The sequence below is a fragment of the Stenotrophomonas sp. ATs4 genome (genome assembly GCF_051861585.1).
Lineage (GTDB): Bacteria > Pseudomonadota > Gammaproteobacteria > Xanthomonadales > Xanthomonadaceae > Stenotrophomonas > Stenotrophomonas maltophilia_AS.
The window spans coordinates 35,385-51,211 of record NZ_JBLYPK010000005.1 but is presented as its reverse complement, the minus strand read 5'-3'; the positions used below and the strand labels follow the sequence as shown (position 1 = coordinate 51,211).

Here is a 15,827-nt window from a genome sequence, read left to right as displayed (position 1 = left end):
CCTCAGTGCGACGTTTCGTCGGTGTTGCCGTTCGGGTCGATCGCCGGCATGGCGGCCAGCTGCGCGGTGGTGGCCGCGACCGCCTTCACCTGCTGGCCAAGCGCTACCGCACTGCCGTTGCTGACGATCACCCGCTCGCCGGCCTTCAGGCCCTGCGTGATCTGCCACTGGTTGCCCACCACCTGCCCGGTGCTGACCCGGCGTTCGACCACGTGGTCCTTTGCATCGAGCAGGCGCAGCAGCGACTCGCCGCGTTCATTGCGCAGCACCGCCTTCTGCGGCACCAGCAGGGCACGCGCGTCGGTGGCCATCGGCAGCACAGCCTTCAGGTACATGCCCGGTAGCAGCAGACCGTCCGGATTCGGAATGACCGCGCGCAGCACCACGTTGCCGGTGCCCGGATCGACCGCGCTGCCGACGAACTCCAGCGTGCCTTCATGGGCATAGGTGCTGCCGTCCTCCAGCAGCACCTTCACCTGTGCCTTGCCGTCGATGGCCTTCACCAGGCCGGCATCGAGCTGCTTGCGCAGCGCCAGCATCTGCGTACTGGACTGGGTCACGTCCAGATAGACCGGGTCCAGCCGCTGGATGGTCGCCAGTGCCGCATCCTGGCCGGCAGCGACCAGCGCGCCGGCAGTAACGCTGGAGGTGCCAATGCGGCCGTCGATCGGTGCGGCCACCCGGGTGTAGTCGAGGTTGATGCGGGCGGACTGCAGCGCAGCGCGCGCGGCGATGACATTGGCCTGCGCCTGCTTCAGTGCCGAAGTGGCATCGTCGGCGTCCTGCTTGCTGGCCGCATCCATGCCCAGCAGCGTGCGGGTGCGCTCGGCCTTCGGCTGCGCCGACAGCACGGTGGCCTCGGCCTGCGCCAGCTGGCCTCGAGCGGTATCGAAGGCGGCCTGGTACGGCGCCGGATCGACCTGGTACAGCAACTGGCCGGCCTTGACCTGCTGGCCTTCGGTGAACAACCGCTGGCGGATCAGGCCACCGATCTGCGGCCTCACCTCGGACACCTCGAACGCCACCGCTCGACCCGGCAGGGTCTGCTGCAGCGCCAGCGGCTGCGCGCTGGCAGTGATGACGCCCACTTCGGGGGTGGCCGGCATTTCGGTCCTGCCCGCCGAACAGGCAGACAAGGCCAGCAGCAAGGGCAACAACAGCGGACGGGGGGAGTGGGACAGCAGGCGCGGGAGTGACATGGGGGGCGTGGGGGCCTTGCGTTGACCCCTGCACGCTGCCGTGGAACTGTGCAGAGAATATGGAGAATGTGCGACTGGCTCAGCTGGCGCTTGCTTTCAGCGCCACATGCGCCGCTAATGGCCCCCGCGATGGCGAAGATTCGACTCAAATTCGGCCTGACCGCGAAGACCTTCCTCGCGATCTTCACCGCCTGCCTGCTGGTGCTGGCAGTGAACGGCATTGCCAGCCGCGTGGCGTTCCAGACCGGCTTCCTGGACTACCTCAACGACCAGGGCGACCTGCGCATGCAGCGCCTGATGCCGCACCTGAAGCGCGAGTACAGCGCGCATGGTGGCTGGGAGCATCTGCGCGGTGACGGTGACCGCTGGGCACGGCTGCTGCGCCCGGATCTGGCCCATGGGCACGAAGGACCGGTGCCGCCGCTGTCCGACCAGACCGGCGTGCCCTCGCGGCTGGGCCTGTTCGATGCGCAGCACCGGTTCGTGGCCGGCAACCCCGATGCCACCAGCGACGATGAGCCACATGCGGTGCAGGTGGACGGCAACACCGTCGGCTGGCTGGGCATGGTGCCGTTCCAGACCGTCATCGCCACCAACGATCTGAACTTCTACAACACCCAGGTGCGCGCCTGGTGGGTGATCGGCATCGCGCTGCTGCTGGTGACGGTGCTGCTGGCGTGGCTGGTGTCGCGCGCGCTGCGCCAGCGCCTGGCCAAGCTGGCCGCAGCCACGCACCGGCTGGCCGCCGGTGACTATGCCACCCGCATCGAACGCACCAGCGACGATGAGCTGGACGCACTGGTCAATGACTTCAACCGGATGGCGCAGGCGCTGGACGACACCGAGCGCAACCGCCGCGCCTTCATCGCCGACATCTCGCACGAACTACGTACGCCGCTGGCGGTGGTGCGCGCCGAGCTGGAGGCGATCGAGGACGGCATCCGTCCGTTGGACCGCGCCAACCTCGGTGGCCTGCAGAGCGAGATCCGCCAGTTGGGCAAGCTGGTCGACGACCTGCACGACCTGTCGATGACCCAGTCCGGCGGCCTGGCGTACCGCTTCGCGCCGCTGGACCTGGTGGCGCTGCTGCGCAGCGAGCTCAATGGCATGCGCGGGCGCTTCACCACGGCGGGGCTGGCATTGGAAGAAGACCTGCCCGCCACACCGCTGCAGGTGTCCGGTGACGAACGACGCCTGCAGCAGGTCCTGGCCAACCTGCTGGAAAATGCGCTGCGCTACACCCGTACCGGCGGCCGCGTGCACGTGCAGGCCTCACGCCTACCTGCAGGCGTACAGCTGATCGTGGAAGACACCGCACCCGGCGTGCCGGCCGACAAGTGCGCGCTGCTGTTCGAGCGCTTCTACCGCGTGGAAAGCTCGCGCAACCGGGCCAGCGGCGGCAGCGGCCTGGGCCTGGCCATCAGCCACAACATCATCCTCGCCCACCACGGCCACATCCAGGCCGAGCCCTCATCACTGGGCGGCCTGCGCGTGGTCATCATCCTGCCGGAGCCTGCATGAGCATGTCGCCCGCCACGCCCGCGAAAATCCTGATCGTCGAGGATGAACCACGCCTGGCCTCGGTCCTGCGTGACTACCTGGCGGCCGCCGGCATGGTCAGTGAATGGGTGGACGATGGCGGCCAGGTGATCGACGCGTTCGCGCGCTATCAACCCGACCTGGTGCTGCTGGACCTGATGCTGCCGCAGCGCGACGGCGTGGACCTGTGCCGCGAACTGCGCGCCAGCAGCGACGTGCCGGTGATCATGGTCACCGCGCGGGTGGAAGAGATCGACCGCCTGCTGGGGCTGGAGATCGGTGCCGACGACTACATCTGCAAGCCGTTCAGTCCGCGCGAGGTGGTCGCGCGGGTGGTGGCGGTGCTGCGCCGCTACCGCCCGGACCCCGCTGCACGCGCCAATAGCGGGCTGCACATCGACGAACCGGCAGCACGCGCTACCTGGAACGGCAAGGGCCTGGACCTGACGCCGGTGGAGTACCGCTTGCTGCGCACCCTGCTGGCCACGCCGGGACGGATCTGGGCGCGCGATGAGCTGCTCGACCGCCTCTATCTGGATCATCGCGTGGTGGTCGACCGCACCGTCGACAGCCACGTGCGCAACCTGCGCCGCAAGCTGGCCGACGCCGGCATGGAAGGCGAGCCGATCCGTTCGGTGTACGGCATGGGTTACAGCTACGAGCCGTGATCGCGTTCGCCGGGCATGGCCCGGCGCTACCGTCGCGATGGCCACTCGCCACGCAGGTATCATCGTCGCGAACGCCCTGATTTCCGGAGACACCCATGAACCCGCTGCGCCCCTTCCGCGACAAGATGCCCGTCCTCGGCGAGCGCGTGTACATCGATCCGGCCTGTACCCTCATCGGTGACGTGGAACTGGGGGACGACGTGTCGGTGTGGCCGGGCACGGTCATCCGTGGTGATGTCAATCATGTGCGCATCGGCGCGCGCACCAACGTGCAGGACGGCACCATCATCCACGTCAGCCACCACAGCCCGTACAACAAGGCCGGCTACCCGACCCTGATCGGCGAGGGCGTGACGGTCGGCCATGGCTGCATCATCCATGCCTGCACGATCGGCGATTACAGCCTGATCGGCATGGGCGCCTGCATCCTCGACGGTGCCCGCGTGGAGCGCCACGGCTTTGTCGGTGCCGGTGCAGTGATCGGCCCGGGCAAGGTGGTCGGCGAAGGCGAGCTGTGGGTGGGCAACCCGGCGCGGCCGGCGCGGACACTGAGCGACAAGGAAATCGAGTCGCTGCACTACTCGGCCGACCACTACGTGCGGCTGAAGGACGAATACCGCGGCTGAGCAGCCAACGCCGCCCCGCGGCTCTGCTAAAGTCTGGGCCCGACCAGGACCTGTCGAGACCCCCATGCCTGTGGCTGCCTGCCGGAGAGGACTCCGGTGCCCACAACGAAGGCCATCGCGCTGATGGCCGCACCGATGCTCGATACCTACCGCGAGGTGGTGACGCCGGAAGGTGTGCTGCTGCAGTTGCCGGCGGCCGGCCCGCTGCCGCGGGCGATGGCCTGGCTGGTTGATCTCGGCGTGCGCATTGCGGTGCTGGTGCTGATGTCGATTCCGCTGGCGCTGCTGGACAAATTCGGTTCCGGTCTCTATCTGGTCCTGATGTTCCTGGTCTACTGGCTCTACCCGATCATCTGCGAAGCGCTGTGGGGTCGCACCTTGGGCAAGCGTGCACTGGGGCTGCGCGTGCTGTCGCGTGATGGTGCACCGGTGGGCTGGATGGCGGCGATCACCCGCAACCTGCTGCGCACCGTGGACATGCTGCCGTTCGGCTATGCGCTGGGCCTGGTCAGCAGCCTGTTCGATCCGCATGGCCGCCGCCTGGGCGACCTGGTGGCCGGCACCGTAGTGGTGCATGCGCCCGCGCTGTACCTGCCGCCTCCACCCACCATCGACAGCGTGCTGGCCCCGCCGCAACCGTTGCGGCCGGAAGAGCAGGCTGCGCTGATGGCTTTCGCCGAGCGCGCACCGCGGCTGTCGCCGGCGCGCCAGCAGGAGCTGGCCGGCATCGTCGAACCGCTGACCGGTACCCACGGGCAGATCGGTGTGCTGCGCCTGTACGCGATGGCCAACTGGCTGCTGGGGCGGCGATGAAGCAGGAACAGTTCGTCGCCCGCTACCAGCAGGAATGGCAGGACCTGGAACAGTGGTTGCTGCTGCGCGCTGGCGTGTCGCGCCGTACGCGCCGGAAGGCCAGCGGCCTCCCGCTGGACGACACCGCCTTTCCGCAGCGCTACCGACGCCTGTGCCAGCAGCTGGCGCTGGCCCGTGAGCGCGGCTACAGCCCACAGCTGGTGCAGCGCCTGCAGCAGTTGATGCAGCGGGGCCACAGCGTGCTGTACCGCACGCCGCCGACGCGCTGGCGCGGGGCCCTGGAGTTCCTGGTGGCCGACTTCCCGCTGCTGGTGCGCAGCCAGGCACGCAGCATGTGGGCGGCGCTGGCGATGTTCGCGCTGCCGGCGGTGGCCTGCTTCGTGCTGGCGCAGGTCTACCCGGACCTGATCCACATGCTGATGGACAACCGCCAGATCGCCGCAATGGAACGCATGTACGACCCGGCCGCAGAACGCCTGGGCCGTGACAGCGGCACCGACTGGATGATGTTCGGCCACTACATCATGAACAACATCAGCATCGCCCTGCGCACCTTCGCCAGCGGCCTGCTGGCCGGGCTGGGCACGCTGCTGGTGCTGCTGTTCAACGGTGTGACCATCGGTTCGGTGGCAGGGCACCTGCAGCACATCGGCCACGGCGGACCGTTCTGGCGCTTCGTGGCCGGCCACGGTGCGTTCGAGCTGACCGCAATCGTGATCGCCGGTGGTGCCGGCCTGCAGCTGGGCATGAAGCTGCTGGCACCGGGCCGGCGCAGCCGCCTGGATGCGCTGGTCGAGGGCGGCCGCATCGGTGCCCGGCTGTGCCTGGGTGCAGCGTTCATGCTGCTGGTGGCCGCTTTCATCGAAGCCTTCTGGTCGTCGATCGCCGAAATACCCGCGTGGGGCAAGTTCAGCGTGGCCGGCGTGCTGTGGGCCGGCGTGCTGCTATGGCTGTGGCGCGGCGGACGCGGAGGCGGCGATGCGCATTGACCACCTGGACGTGGTGCTGCGCGCGCGCAGCGGCTGGGAAGCCATGGAGCTGGGCAACGCCCTCGCCCGCCGCCACGCACGTGCGGCGTGGGGCAGCTGGCTGCTGGCCAGCGCGCCGCTGTTCGTGATCTTCAACGCACTGGGCTGGTGGCTCGATGCCTTCGGCTGGGCCTGGCTGGCGATGTGGTGGTGCAAACCGCTGTTCGAACGTGCGCCGCTGTATGTGCTGTCGCGCGGCATCTTCGGCGAACCGGTCGGCACGCTGGCGGCGCTGCGCGCGCAACGTCACTGGGGCAACACCGGTTTCTGGGGTTACCTCGGCTGGCGCCGCTTCAGCGTGCTGCGCAGCCTGTGCCTGCCGGTGAACCTGCTGGAAGGCAATTCGCCTGACCAGCGCGGTCCACGCCGCCGCGCGGTGGCGGCCGGTGCCGCAGGCGCGGCAATGGTGTTGACCCTGGCCTGCATGGCATTCGAAGCGGCGCTGGTATCGGGTGCGATCGGCGCGGTGTTCATGTTCATGCCGCTGGAGCTGATGTCCGAATCGTGGCGCGCAGCGTGGGACATGATCGGCCAGGACACCCCGGCATGGGCACGCCTGGGCTTCAACCTGGCGTGCTGGCTGGCGTCGGTGCTGATCGGCCCGTTCTTCGTCGGTGCCGGCTTCGGCCTGTACCTGAACCGGCGTACGCAGATGGAAGCATGGGACGTGGAAATCGCCCTGCGCCGCCTGCGCGATCGCCTGCTGCCAGCGGCATCGACGCTGGCGCTGCTGCTGTGCCTGGCACTGCCACTGGTTTCGCCCCAGGTGCATGCGCAGGACCCGCAGACGATCACCGACGAAGCCCACGATGCCGACGAGGATGAGGACAGCGCGGGGGAAACGGCCACTGCGGTAAACGACCCCGCCAACACGCCGGCAATGATTTTCGGCACCTCGCCGGTGGACACCGACGGCTTCCGCCAGGCGGTGAACCGTGCCTATGAGGATCCGCTGCAGCGCCCGACCCGCCAGGTCACCCGCTGGAAGCCGATCGAACAGGCCGAGGAAAAGAAGAAGGAAAACAAGGCGCTGCAGAGCGACAGCAACAACAAGGGCGAGCGCAAGCCGCGCAAGGACGGCATCGCCTGGCTGGCCCGGTTGGCCGAATGGGGCCTGTGGGGCCTGCTCGGCATCCTGCTGCTGGTGCTGCTGCTGACCGCACGACTGTGGCTGCCGTGGCTGCGTGGCAGTGGCCGGCGCAAGGCCGAGGCCGCACCACAGGTGCTGGAGGAACAGGTGGAACTGCCGGCGGTGCTGCCGCCGGACGTGGCCACCCAGGCCGGCCTGTTGTGGGACCAGGGCCGGCCGCGCCAGGCGCTGGCGCTGCTGTACCGTGCCAGCGTGCGTACCGTCGGCGAGCGCAGTGGCATCGCACTGCCACCCGGCGCTACCGAAGCGCAATGCCTGCGCGCCTCGCGGCGCATGCCCGAGGCCAGCGACCGTGACCTGTTCGCGCGCATCGTGCGCATGTGGCAGTACGCCGCCTACGGTGGCCGCCTGCCCAGCCGTGCCGATTTCGATGCATTGGCCGGTACCCTGCGCCAGCAGTATGGATGGCAGGCATGAGTCCGCGCCTGTTCTGGTCGCTGCTGCTCGGCGCATTGGTGCTGTTCGGCGTGCCGCTGACCATCCTCTACCTGCGTACACATGAACGGGTGACCGAAACCGTGCGCCTGCCGCCGCAGGGCGAGGCCGCCTACAACCCGCTGTACGTGCTCGGGCAGGCGCTGCGCGCCGATGGCATCGAGGTGCACTCACGGCCGCGTCTGGAACTGCAGCAGATGATGCTGGGGCGCCATGACACGGTGGTGCTGCTGCAGGACAGCAGCGAACTGCCGGCACCCGCTGTGAAGCGGCTGCTGGACTGGGTCGACCAGGGCGGCCACCTGCTGGTGCGCACCCCGCCGCCGGCCGAGGACGATGCCAGCAGCACGCAGGGGCCGCTGCTGGACCAGCTGGGCGTGGACAGCCTGTTCCAGCGCAGCGACTGCCAGCCGCTTCATATCGACGACGACACCCGTCACAGCGAATTCTGCGGTGGCCGCCGCTTCACGCTTGGTTTCACCGCCCGTACGCGGGTTGAACGCCGCTGGGGCAGTGATCGCGACCTGGTGTTTGCGCGCCTGCGCCATGGCCAGGGCAAGGTGAGCGTGCTGGCCGACATGGAATTCATGCGCAGTGAAGTCGACTCGCCAGCAGCACAACTCGCTGCCGCCGTCGGCAAGGCCAGCGATGGCCTGCACGATCCTGCCCACCGCGATCTGACCCGCTACCTGCTCGATCCGAACTACGGCAAGGGTGCGATCTGGCTGGTCTACGCCAGCCGCCCGCCGTCGCTGTGGTCGCGCATGTTCTATCAGGGCTGGCCGTTGTGGGCACCGCTGCTGCTGGCCCTGCTGGGCTGGTTGTGGGGGCGCTCGCAGCGCTTCGGCAGCCGCTTGCCGTCGCCGGTGCTGGAACGCCGCTCGCTGCTGGAACACGTGCGCGCCAGCGGTGAGCTGCTGCTGCGCTTCGGCCACGGTGCGCGCCTGTACGAGGCCGTACTCGCCCTGTTCCTGCATCGCCTGCGGCTGCGTGCGCCGGTCGCCGCCGCACTTGATGGCGCGCCACGCGATCAGGCCATCGCCGAGCTGCTGAAGTGGCCGCAAGGCCGCGTCGCCAGCGCGCTCACGCCACCTCCGCCGCATGATTCCTCCGCCCTGCGCGAGCGCATCCGCTTGCTGCTCCAGATGAGATCCCTGCTATGACCGAAGTCCCCGAGCTGCCGGCGGCCACCAACGCCCGCCTGATCGAACGCGTCGACGCCATCCGCGATGCCATCGGCCACGCCTTCATCGGCCAGGCCGATGTGCTTGACCAGATCCTGGTGGCCCTGCTGGCTGGTGGCCACGTGCTGATCGAAGGCGTGCCCGGGCTGGGCAAGACCCTGCTGGTGCGCGCACTCGCACAGGCCCTGGAACTGGACTACGGCCGCGTGCAGTTCACCCCCGACCTGATGCCCAGCGACGTCAGTGGCCATGCGGTGTACGACCCGAAGAGCGAGAGCTTCAAGATCCGCCGTGGCCCGGTGTTCACCAACCTGCTGCTGGCCGACGAGATCAACCGCGCCCCGGCCAAGACCCAGTCGGCGCTGCTGGAAGTGATGCAGGAAGGCCAGGTGACCATCGAAGGCAAGGCCTTCACGCTGGCGCCGCCGTTCATGGCGTTGGCCACGCAGAATCCGCTGGAGCAGGAAGGTACCTATCCGCTGCCGGAAGCACAGCTGGACCGCTTCCTGCTGAAGGTGCTGATCGACTACCCGCAGCTGGAGGACGAGAAGCGCATGGTGACCGCGATCACCAGCGGTCGCGCTGCCAGCGATTTCGACCTGAGCCAGGTGCCGCGCGTGCTCGGCGCCGGTGAGCTGCTGGAACTGCAGCGCGCCACCGCGGCGATCACCGTCGATGACGAAGTGATCGACTACGCGGTACGCATCGTCGCGGCGACCCGCCAGTGGCCGGGCATCGCGGTCGGTGCCGGCCCGCGTGGCAGCATCGCGCTGGTGCGTGCCTCGCGTGCACAGGCGGTGCTGGCCGGTCGTGATTTCGTCACTCCGGATGATGTGCGCGACATCGCACGCCCGGCGCTGCGCCACCGCATCGCGCTGGCTCCGGAACTGCAGATCGAAGGCCAGGACGCCGATGACGTGCTGGGCGCGCTGCTGGCCAAGGTGGAAGCGCCGCGCCGATGAGGCCGGCCCCGCTGCTGCTGGTGCTGCTGCTGGCCTGGACTGCCCTGGGCGGCCTGGTGCTGGGCGGGTTGCTGCCGCGCGGGAGCTGGGCGCTGGCGGCGCTGGCGATCGCCGTGGCGGCGCTGATGGATCTCTGGCGGCAGTCGCGACGTCCGTCGCCGCAGGTGCAACGCGAACTGCCCGAAGCGCTGGCATTGGGCGTGCGCCGCGAGGCCGCACTGCGCCTGCAGGCGGACGCATCGATGACGGTGCAGGTGTTCGATCTGGTACCCGGCGGCTGGCCGCTGGAATCGCTGCCGCAGCGCGTGCGCCTGCAGGCGGGCACCGCTGCCACCCTGCACTACCATCTGCAGCCGCTGCAGCGCGGGCATTTCCGCTTCGAGGGCGTGCACCTGCGCATGCGCTCGCCGTGGCGCCTGTGGTGGCAGCAACGCACCCTGCCCCCCGCGCTGGACGTGCGGGTCTATCCGAACTTCGTGCCGCTCACCCGCTTCGCATTGTTCAGTGCCGACCAGGCTTCGCGGCTGGTCGGTGCGCACGTGAAGCGCCGCCGTGGTGAAGGCACCGACTTCCACCAGATGCGCGAGTACCGCATCGGCGACAGCCTGCGCCAGCTCGACTGGAAGGCCACCGCGCGTGCGCGCAAGCTGATCTCGCGCGAGTACCAGGACGAGAAGAACCAGCAGTTGCTGCTGATGCTCGACAGTGGCCGGCGCATGCTGGCCAGCGAAGGCGGACTCTCGCACTTCGACCACGCATTGAACGCCTCGCTGGTGGTGGCTTACCTGGCGCTGCGCCAGGGCGACGCCGCCGGCCTGTTCGCTGCTGGTGGTGAACGCCGCTGGGTGGCGCCGCAACGCGGCATGGGCACGGTCGAGCACCTGCTGCGGGCCAGCTACGACCTGCAGCCGCGCGCGGTGGCCACCGACTATCTGGCCGCCGCCACCGAAGTGTCTCTGCGCCAGCGCCGGCGCGCGCTGGTGATGCTGGTCAGCAACGTGCGCGATGAAGACATCGAAGATCTGCTGGCAGCGGTACGCCTGCTGCAGCGACGCCATCTGGTATGCGTGGCCAGCCTGCGCGAGCGTGAGCTGGACGGCGCACTTGAGGGCGAAGTGCAGACACTGGAAGACGCCACCCAGGCCGGTGCCGCGGCGCTGTACCTGCAGCAGCGTGCGAAGGCGCACGACGCGCTGCGCAGCGAGAAGGTGATGGTGCTGGACGTGACCGCCGATGCCCTGCCCGGCGCGCTGGTGGAGCGCTACCTGGCAGTGAAGCGCGAAGGGCTGCTCTGATCGGTAGCGCCGACCAAGGTCGGCCTCTACCAACGGCGGTTGCCGGCCAGCGGCCGGCACTACCCCTGCAACAATCGACGCTGCAACCGCTCTACCGCACGCTGCAGCAACACCCGGTTGCGGGCCAGCTTCATCCACTGCGGCAGGCGCGAGAACATCGAGCCATGGGTGACGCCCGCGCGCTCGCGCAGAGGCGCGGCAGCGTAATCGTGCAGTGCCTGCAGATGGGCCTCGTTGTAGGCCCACAGCACGCCGGCCGCGGTCTTTTCGACCAACCGCAGCGGCAGCCCGAAGTGCGGGTCGATCGCCTCATTGCCACGCCACCGCGACAGCGTGACCTCCACCTCGCTGCTGCGTCCACATTCACTGCAGTCTGCAGCCAAGGTGCGCAATGGAGACGTTGCACGTGCGCGGTGCAGTTCAGCGCTTACCCATTTGTGCCCGCAGTATCCGCAGGGACGATAGCCCCTGTAACGCACCGGTCCGACCCAGTCGCCCGCAACACAGCAACCACAGCCGCATCCACTGTCGAGGGATGCGCTACAGCCCAGGCAGCGGAAACGTCGCGATTCCGACGTCCCCGCCACCCAGCCGGGCGTATCGCAGCGATGGCAGCGCACCGCGATCCGATCCGAATAGCGCCACAGAGCGTGGCCGTCATCCAGATGCCGACCCGGCAGTGGCGCAGGCCGCAGATCGCGATTGCGCCGCACCGCCATCAGACGTAGATCCGCGTCGGCGCCTCATCGACGATCGCGTGCGGCACGAAGCGCGCGCTGTCGCGGGTGATTGCGCTGTCGTCCTCGCGGATGCCGATGCCGCAGGCGTGGTCACCCACCACCCAGCTGCCGATCAGCGGATAGCCGCCTTCGAAGCGGGTGAGCGGATGGGCGCGCTGGATGATCGCCGGGCCGTCGTAGGGACCGTCGCTGCGCTGGGTGCTGCCATCGGCCAGGTGCATCTCGATGTTGGCACCTTCGCGCGAGAACAGCGGCTTGCGCACCCAGCCCGAGGCCAGCGCGCTGCCGTCGTCGAAGTGCGCTTCCAGCAGGTTCGGATGGCCCACGTTGCGCTGCCACAGCAGCGGCAGGATGCCCTTGTTGCTGAGTACCGCCTTCCAGGCCGGTTCCAGCAGCTGTACGCCCGAACCGGGCAGCGCGCGGCCGAACTCTTCGGCCATCAGGTCTTCCAGCGGGTACAGCTTGAACAGCGTGCCGATCACCGAATCGTCCAGCGCGGTGAAACGGCCATCCGCAGACAGACCGATGTCCTCGACGGCGATAGCCTGCCCATGCAGGCCGGCCTGCGAGGCGCAGTCGCGAAGGTAATCGACAGTGCCGCGGTCTTCTTCGGAGCTGCCCACGGCACTGAAATACAGCGGCGGCGGCAACTGCGTGGCCAGTTCGCCGAAGCGTTCAACCAGCGCTTCGTGGATGGCGTTGAACTGGTCGGCGTGCTGCGGCAGGCGACCGGCGTTGCGCTGGTCTTCCAGCCACTGCCACTGGAAGAAGCTGGCTTCAAACAGTGAGGTCGGCGTGTCGTAGTTCAGTTCGTACAGCTTGGCCGGACCGGTGCCGTCATAGGCCAGGTCCAGGCGTCCGTACAGATGTGGCTGGCGTTGGCGCCAGCTGTCGGCGATCCAGTCGCGGTAATGCGACGGAATCGCCAGCTGGTCCATCAGCCGCTCACTGGCGATGACATCGCCGACCAGGTCCAGCGCCATCTGGTGCAGCTCGGCGCTGGGGTCTTCAATGTCCTGTTCGATCTGGCGCAGGGTGAACGCGTAGTACGCGCTTTCATCCCAGTACGGCTGGCCGTCGATGGTGTGGAAGCGGAAACCGGCCTCCTCCGCGCGTGCCCGCCACTGGGCACGCTCGGCAATACGGATACGTTGCATGGGTCGATCAGCCGCCGTAGCTGCCGCTGGTGCTGCGGCGTGCGCTGGTGTTGCCGAAGCCACCACGGCTGGCAGTGACCGCACGGTTCGGTTCACTGGTGACCGGGGCCAGACCAGCCTTGCCGGCGCCGATGCCGCTGGCGGTGTTGAGGCCGCCGCTGCCTCCCGGTGCCGGGCGCGCCCAGCCGGCGCTCTTGTCCTGGTAGGCCGGCGACGCCGCCGGCGCCTGCGGGGCCAGGCCGCCGCGGTTGCTCAGCATCTGCGACATGAAGAAGCCCATCATCATCGGCCCGATGAACGAGGTACCGGCCGAGGTGTGCTGCTGCACGCACTGTTCGGGCTTGTAGTCCTTCTCGCAGGCTTCCTTGCTGGCGTACTTCGGCGCCGCATCGGCGGCCTGCTTCTGCGCTTCGGCGAAGGCATTGCGGCACGACGACGGATCGCCGGTGGCCTCGGTGCACGACTCCACCGAGGTGTACAGGCCTTCCTGCACCTTCACCTCCGGCTCCTTCTGGCAGGCGGTGAACAGCAGCGGTGCAGCGCTCATCAGCAGCAGCGCGGTGGTGCGGGAACGTTTCATGGCCTCATGCCCTGTCGACGGATCAATGCCCCAATGATGCCAAATCCTGACCAGCAACCGGAATCGGCAAAGTCCGAAAGATGAACGGACTTTCATTTTCGTCGTTCCCCATCATCCACGCATGGCGTGGATTACCGTGTCGACCAAGGTCGACACCTACCAAGAGCAACGCAGAGCGCCGGCCCCGACAGATCGCAGGACACTGTCGAAGGCGGGGTGGGTCCGGTTGCGGGGGCGTGAGAGCCATGAATGGCGCGACCGAGGCTACATGGACGTACTTGCGCCGTCCCCCGCAGCCGGCCCCCCCCCCCGCCATCCCACGGATAGCCCAGCTGTTGTTGTTGAGGTTGCCGGCCAGCGGCCGGCACTACCGCGGGTGCAGGGCTGCAAGCCCGGCCGGGCCACCTCCGGTGGTTGCAGCAGCAACCGAAAAAATTGTCCATGATCGGCGGACCCCCACGTTGTACGGCCCGCCCGTTCCGCCAGCCATGCCTGAATACCGCTCCCGCACCTCCACCGCCGGCCGCAACATGGCTGGCGCCCGCGCCCTGTGGCGTGCCACCGGCATGAAGGACGGCGACTTCCACAAGCCGATCATCGCCATCGCCAACTCCTTCACCCAGTTCGTGCCCGGCCACGTGCACCTGAAGGACCTTGGGCAGCTGGTCGCGCGCGAGATCGAAAAGGTCGGCGGCGTCGCCAAGGAATTCAACACCATCGCCGTGGACGACGGCATCGCCATGGGCCACGACGGCATGCTGTATTCGCTGCCCAGCCGCGAGATCATCGCCGACTCGGTCGAATACATGGCCAACGCGCACTGCGCCGATGCGATGGTCTGCATCAGCAACTGCGACAAGATCACCCCCGGCATGCTGATGGCCGCGCTGCGCCTCAACATTCCGGTGGTATTCGTCTCCGGCGGCCCGATGGAAGCCGGCAAGACGAGGCTGTCCGAGCACAAGCTGGACCTGGTCGATGCGATGGTCATCGCCGCCGATGAAAGCGCCAGCGACGAAAAGGTCGCCGAGTTCGAGCGCAGCGCCTGCCCGACCTGCGGGTCCTGCTCGGGCATGTTCACCGCCAACTCGATGAACTGCCTGACCGAAGCGCTGGGCCTGTCGCTGCCCGGCAACGGCTCGACCCTGGCCACCCACGCCGACCGCGAGCAGCTGTTCCTGCGCGCCGGCCGCCTGATCGTCGAACTCTGCCACCGCTGGTACGGCGGCGAAGACCCGGCTGCGCTGCCGCGTGGCATCGCCACCCAGGCCGCGTTCGCCAACGCGATGACCCTGGACATCGCCATGGGCGGCTCGACCAATACCATCCTGCACCTGCTGGCCGCCGCGCAGGAAGCCGAAGTGGACTTCGACCTGACCCACATCGATGCGCTGTCGCGGCGCGTGCCGCAACTGTGCAAGGTGGCACCGAACACGCCCAAGTACCACATGGAAGACGTGCACCGCGCGGGCGGCGTGTACGGCATCCTCGGCGAACTGGCGCGTGGCGGCCTGCTGGATACCAGCGTGCCGACCGTGCACAGCCGCACCCTGGCCGATGCCATCGAGCGCTGGGATGTGGCGGTCAGCAGCGAATCGAGCGTGCAGGACTTCTTCCGTGCCGGTCCGGCCGGCATCCCTACCCAGGTGGCCTTCAGCCAGGCCACGCGCTGGCCGACCCTGGACGTGGACCGCGCCGAAGGCTGCATCCGCAGCGTGCAGCACGCCTACTCGGCCGAAGGCGGCCTGGCCGTGCTGCGCGGCAACCTGGCGGTGGACGGCTGCGTGGTGAAGACCGCCGGCGTGGACGAATCCATCCACGTGTTCGAAGGCAGCGCGCGCGTGTTCGAGAGCCAGGACGCGGCCGTCGCCGGCATTCTCGCCGACGAAGTGAAAGCCGGCGACGTGGTGGTCATCCGCTACGAAGGCCCGAAGGGCGGTCCGGGCATGCAGGAAATGCTCTACCCGACCAGCTATCTGAAGTCGAAGGGATTGGGCAAGCAGTGCGCGCTGCTGACCGACGGCCGCTTCTCCGGCGGCACCTCGGGCCTGTCGATCGGCCACGTCTCGCCGGAAGCCGCCAGCGGCGGCACGATCGGTCTGGTGGAAGATGGCGACCGCATCCGCATCGACATTCCGGCCCGCCGCCTCGACCTGCTGCTGGACGAGGCCACCCTGGCCCAGCGCCGCGCCGACGCCGATGCACGCGGCTGGAAACCGCACGCACCGCGCCCGCGCAAGGTCACCAGCGCACTGAAGGCCTACGCCCTGCTGGCCACCAGCGCCGACAAGGGCGCCGTCCGCAACACCGCGCTGCTGGGCGATTGACCGCCATACGGTAGTGCCGGCCGCTGGCCGGCATCTGTACCGCGACGGCCCACATCGATGAGGTTGCCGGCCAGCGGCCGGCACTACCCATCCTGATCCGTTATGGTGGTCCAGGAGGTCACCA

14 protein-coding genes are annotated in these 15,827 nt (G+C 68.4%); 10 read left to right on the top strand and 4 right to left on the bottom strand.

The window, feature by feature from the left end:
* Positions 1 to 2: 2 nt before the first annotated feature.
* Positions 3 to 1,199, bottom strand: a complete 1,197-nt coding sequence (gene smeA / locus ABR323_RS10210; RefSeq protein WP_439449210.1) for a multidrug efflux RND transporter periplasmic adaptor subunit SmeA — start codon at positions 1,197 to 1,199, stop codon at positions 3 to 5.
* Positions 1,200 to 1,316: 117 nt separating this feature from the next.
* Between smeA and baeS the strand changes: the two genes are divergently transcribed.
* The 9 genes from baeS to ABR323_RS10165 all read left to right on the top strand — a co-directional run bounded on the left by baeS (position 1,317) and on the right by ABR323_RS10165 (position 10,899).
* A complete protein-coding gene (gene baeS / locus ABR323_RS10205) occupies positions 1,317 to 2,720 on the top strand; it encodes a sensor histidine kinase efflux regulator BaeS (protein WP_439449209.1) in 1,404 nt (467 codons plus the stop codon).
* Positions 2,721 to 2,722: 2 nt separating this feature from the next.
* A complete protein-coding gene (locus tag ABR323_RS10200) occupies positions 2,723 to 3,406 on the top strand; it encodes a response regulator (protein WP_439449424.1) in 684 nt (227 codons plus the stop codon).
* Between the two features lie 95 nt (positions 3,407 to 3,501).
* Positions 3,502 to 4,032: a gamma carbonic anhydrase family protein gene (locus tag ABR323_RS10195; RefSeq protein ID WP_135275465.1), complete on the top strand. Its 531-nt coding sequence runs from the start codon at positions 3,502 to 3,504 to the stop codon at positions 4,030 to 4,032.
* Positions 4,033 to 4,155: 123 nt separating this feature from the next.
* Positions 4,156 to 4,845, top strand: a complete 690-nt coding sequence (locus tag ABR323_RS10190; protein ID WP_439449423.1) for an RDD family protein — start codon at positions 4,156 to 4,158, stop codon at positions 4,843 to 4,845.
* On the top strand, positions 4,842 to 5,834 hold the full coding sequence (locus tag ABR323_RS10185) for a stage II sporulation protein M (RefSeq protein ID WP_439449208.1): 993 nt from the start codon (positions 4,842 to 4,844) through the stop codon (positions 5,832 to 5,834). The genes ABR323_RS10190 and ABR323_RS10185 overlap by 4 nt, the downstream gene beginning before the upstream one ends.
* Entirely contained in the window at positions 5,824 to 7,440 is a 1,617-nt protein-coding gene (locus ABR323_RS10180; RefSeq protein WP_439449207.1) for a DUF4129 domain-containing protein, read from the top strand. Before ABR323_RS10185 ends, ABR323_RS10180 begins: the two co-directional genes overlap by 11 nt.
* The gene (locus ABR323_RS10175) at positions 7,437 to 8,621 is read left to right on the top strand and encodes a DUF4350 domain-containing protein (RefSeq protein ID WP_439449206.1); all 1,185 of its coding nucleotides are present in this window, start codon (positions 7,437 to 7,439) and stop codon (positions 8,619 to 8,621) included. The genes ABR323_RS10180 and ABR323_RS10175 overlap by 4 nt, the downstream gene beginning before the upstream one ends.
* Positions 8,618 to 9,604: an AAA family ATPase gene (locus ABR323_RS10170; RefSeq protein WP_135275469.1), complete on the top strand. Its 987-nt coding sequence runs from the start codon at positions 8,618 to 8,620 to the stop codon at positions 9,602 to 9,604. Before ABR323_RS10175 ends, ABR323_RS10170 begins: the two co-directional genes overlap by 4 nt.
* Complete coding sequence (locus ABR323_RS10165; RefSeq protein ID WP_439449205.1) at positions 9,601 to 10,899, top strand: DUF58 domain-containing protein; 1,299 nt, start codon at positions 9,601 to 9,603, stop codon at positions 10,897 to 10,899. The genes ABR323_RS10170 and ABR323_RS10165 overlap by 4 nt, the downstream gene beginning before the upstream one ends.
* Positions 10,900 to 10,958: 59 nt before the next feature.
* Here ABR323_RS10165 and ABR323_RS10160 read toward each other — a convergent pair whose 3' ends face one another.
* From ABR323_RS10160 to ABR323_RS10150, 3 genes are all read right to left on the bottom strand, one after another.
* Positions 10,959 to 11,282 (bottom strand): hypothetical protein, encoded by a 324-nt coding sequence (locus tag ABR323_RS10160; RefSeq protein ID WP_439449204.1) that lies wholly within the window; start codon positions 11,280 to 11,282, stop codon positions 10,959 to 10,961.
* Between the two features lie 335 nt (positions 11,283 to 11,617).
* Positions 11,618 to 12,796, bottom strand: a complete 1,179-nt coding sequence (locus ABR323_RS10155; protein WP_135275477.1) for a glutathionylspermidine synthase family protein — start codon at positions 12,794 to 12,796, stop codon at positions 11,618 to 11,620.
* A 7-nt stretch (positions 12,797 to 12,803) separates the two neighbouring features.
* Complete coding sequence (locus tag ABR323_RS10150; RefSeq protein ID WP_135275478.1) at positions 12,804 to 13,376, bottom strand: DUF1190 domain-containing protein; 573 nt, start codon at positions 13,374 to 13,376, stop codon at positions 12,804 to 12,806.
* Positions 13,377 to 13,864: 488 nt separating this feature from the next.
* Between ABR323_RS10150 and ilvD the strand changes: the two genes are divergently transcribed.
* Positions 13,865 to 15,703, top strand: coding sequence for a dihydroxy-acid dehydratase (gene ilvD / locus ABR323_RS10145; RefSeq protein WP_439449203.1), 1,839 nt, complete (start codon positions 13,865 to 13,867; stop codon positions 15,701 to 15,703).
* Positions 15,704 to 15,827: the final 124 nt, after the last annotated feature.